The organism is Paracoccus sp. (in: a-proteobacteria) (genome assembly GCF_047973135.1).
In the GTDB taxonomy this organism is placed as follows: domain Bacteria; phylum Pseudomonadota; class Alphaproteobacteria; order Rhodobacterales; family Rhodobacteraceae; genus Paracoccus.
Genome location: NZ_JBKEBL010000180.1, coordinates 1 through 2438, shown reverse-complemented (window position 1 = coordinate 2438; position 2438 = coordinate 1). Strand labels below are relative to the sequence as shown.

Annotated in this window: 5 protein-coding genes; all 5 read right to left on the bottom strand. The window is 63.0% G+C overall.

Annotated features, from left to right (window positions below; translation table 11 throughout):
* A partial coding sequence (locus ACK5L9_RS13825) for a 2Fe-2S iron-sulfur cluster-binding protein (RefSeq protein WP_416912050.1) occupies positions 1-608 on the bottom strand: 608 nt, incomplete at its 3' end.
* Between the two features lie 10 nt (positions 609-618).
* Positions 619-1041 (bottom strand): DUF5333 domain-containing protein, encoded by a 423-nt coding sequence (locus ACK5L9_RS13820; protein WP_416912049.1) that lies wholly within the window; start codon positions 1039-1041, stop codon positions 619-621.
* On the bottom strand, positions 1041-1538 hold the full coding sequence (locus ACK5L9_RS13815; RefSeq protein WP_416912048.1) for a DUF3291 domain-containing protein: 498 nt from the start codon (positions 1536-1538) through the stop codon (positions 1041-1043). The genes ACK5L9_RS13820 and ACK5L9_RS13815 overlap by 1 nt, the downstream gene beginning before the upstream one ends.
* Positions 1538-1954, bottom strand: coding sequence for an MAPEG family protein (locus ACK5L9_RS13810; protein ID WP_416912047.1), 417 nt, complete (start codon positions 1952-1954; stop codon positions 1538-1540). Before ACK5L9_RS13810 ends, ACK5L9_RS13815 begins: the two co-directional genes overlap by 1 nt.
* The coding region (locus ACK5L9_RS13805) for an NADH-ubiquinone oxidoreductase-F iron-sulfur binding region domain-containing protein (RefSeq protein WP_416912046.1) at positions 1954-2438 on the bottom strand (485 nt) is incomplete at its 5' end. The genes ACK5L9_RS13805 and ACK5L9_RS13810, both read right to left, overlap by 1 nt.

Below are 2438 nucleotides of genomic sequence, written 5' to 3'. Positions count from 1 at the left end.
GTGCCCTGCATGTTCGAATTCAGCGTCTGGTTCAGATAGCTGGAAATCTCGCTATCCTCGCCCCGGCCGGTCTGGCCCATCTGGGTGATGCCCGCGACCTCGGGGGTGACGCGCTCGCAGCGGGTGCAGGACCTGCAGCGCGTCATGTGGGTTTCGACCAGCGGGCCACGGTTCAGTTCCTCGGGGGCGCGCTTGGGTTCGCGATAGCGGCTGAAATCGACGCCATAGGCCATCGCCTGATCCTGCAAATCGCATTCGCCGCCCTGATCGCAGATCGGGCAATCCAGCGGGTGATTGATCAGCAGGAACTCCATCACGCCCTCGCGGGCCTTTTTGACCATGGGGCTGTTGGTCCTGATCTCGGACGGGGCACCCTCGGGTCCGGGGCGCAGATCCTTGACCTGCATCGCGCAGGATGCGGCGGGCTTCGGCGGGCCGCCCACGACCTCGACCAGACACATCCGGCAGTTACCGGCGATCGACAACCGCTCGTGATAGCAAAAGCGCGGGATCTCGACCCCGGCCTGTTCGCAGGCCTGGATCAGGGTCAGGTTGGGATCGACCTCGATTTCCTTGCCATCGATCCTGATTGTCCGCAATTCGGCCATCATTCCATCCTTACTTGGCACTCAGAAGCGATCCGCTGACCGTCTTCCGTGCGATTTCGTCCCGCCCAAGGCGGCAATAGCTTTCGGCATCGCCTTTGACCACACCGTTCCGCGCCATGTAATCGTCGGCAACCGCATAGACGCGTTTCTTGGCCGCATCGTCATCGATATAGCTGACAATCTCATCATGGTCATAGCCCTTTGAGCGGGCATAGTCATACAGCTTGCGGGCCTGACCAAAGGCGAAAAGCCTGCGCCCCTCGATCGAGGGGCATTCCTTGCGGATCCTGTCAGCGATACGCGCCGCGATCAGCCGGTCGTTGATGTATTTTTCCTGCGACAGAGGCACCGGCTGCGCGGCAGCAGGCAGTGCGGTCGCGCCTAGCAAGGCCGTAACGACCCCCGGCAACATATATGCCCCCACGCCACGCATCAGCCCGCCTTCCGGTCGCAACCGCGCGTCCGCCACAGCCGCGCCTGTTTCAGCCATGACCAGCCAAAGGCATGGTCGCCGTCGCCATGTTCGCGCATGTGATCCAGCCGCGCCAGCGCCTCGTCCAGCGTCGGCTTGTGCCCGGCAGGCACCCACCACATGACGAAATGCATCTGGCCCAGCAGTTCAAACCACTCGGCCCGGCGTTCATAGAATTGCCGGTGCGCGGTCTGCCAGACGAATTTTTCCAACGATTCCGCGTTTTCCCAGACCGTCAGGTTGGAAACGAATTGCGGATCGCCGCCGATCTTGTTTTCGGTATTCCCGGTCCCCGGCTCGCCCGAGCCTTCCATCATCCAGACGAAACCCGGCATCCGCCTGCCCATGCCGTTGATCCGGTCCAGCCCCGCCATGAACTCGGCCACGCGCGGATCGCCGGTCGGCGCGACTAGCCGGCCTACATTCAGCTCTGCGAGATGATGACCGGGTTTCTGCATCAGAACACCATCACCAGCGTCAGGATCGCCATGACCAGATAACACAGCATCGACGCGGCATAGGCCATCGAGCGCGGACCGGTATAGGGATCGCCCTTGCCGCTGACGTGAAAATACAGCATCGCCAACCGCGCCACGATCACCAGCGAGGCCAGCCAGTTCACCCAATGCGGCGACACCCCGGCCAGCATCGCGGCAACCGTCACCGCCACAAAGACCGGCAGCGATTCGGCGGCATTCTGCTGTGCGCGATGCAGGCGATAGGCACGGCTGGCATAGTCCTCAACAGGCGTCCCGCCGGGCGCGACGCCATCCTTCATCTTCGCCGTCGCCGCAATCGGAGCCAGCGCCATCGCGATCAGCGCGAACAGGACCAGCGAGGCAATCGCATGCCCATATGGCGCGAACTCTGTCATCACTCGGCCGCCATGGCGCCCATGCGCCCGGTGCGTTTGGCCTTGATGCGGTCCTCGATTTCCTCGCGGAAATTGCGGATCAGGCCCTGAATCGGCCATGCGGCGGCGTCGCCAAGGGCGCAGATCGTGTGGCCCTCGACCTGCTTGGTCACATCCAGCAGCATGTCGATTTCCTCGACCTCGGCCTCGCCCTTTACCAGACGCTCCATCACCCGCATCATCCAGCCGGTGCCTTCGCGGCAGGGCGTACACTGGCCGCAGCTTTCATGCTTGAAGAATTTCGACAGCCGCCAGACCGCCTTGATGACATCGGTGTCCTGATCCATCACGATCATGCAGGCGGTGCCGAAGCTGGATTTCATCGACCGCATCCCGTCGTAATCCATGATGGCATCTTCGCACATCTCGGCGGTCAGCACGGGGCAGGATGCGCCGCCGGGGATCACCGCCTTGAGGTTCTTCCACCCGCCGCGCACGCCGCCGC

Bases quoted from the DNA above. Each gene is read 5' to 3' on its own strand.
- ACK5L9_RS13820 (WP_416912049.1), bottom strand. From the start codon at position 1,041: ATGCGTGGCGTGGGGGCATATATGTTGCCGGGGGTCGTTACGGCCTTG.
- ACK5L9_RS13815 (WP_416912048.1), bottom strand. From the start codon at position 1,538: ATGCAGAAACCCGGTCATCATCTCGCAGAGCTGAATGTAGGCCGGCTA.
- ACK5L9_RS13810 (WP_416912047.1), bottom strand. From the start codon at position 1,954: ATGACAGAGTTCGCGCCATATGGGCATGCGATTGCCTCGCTGGTCCTG.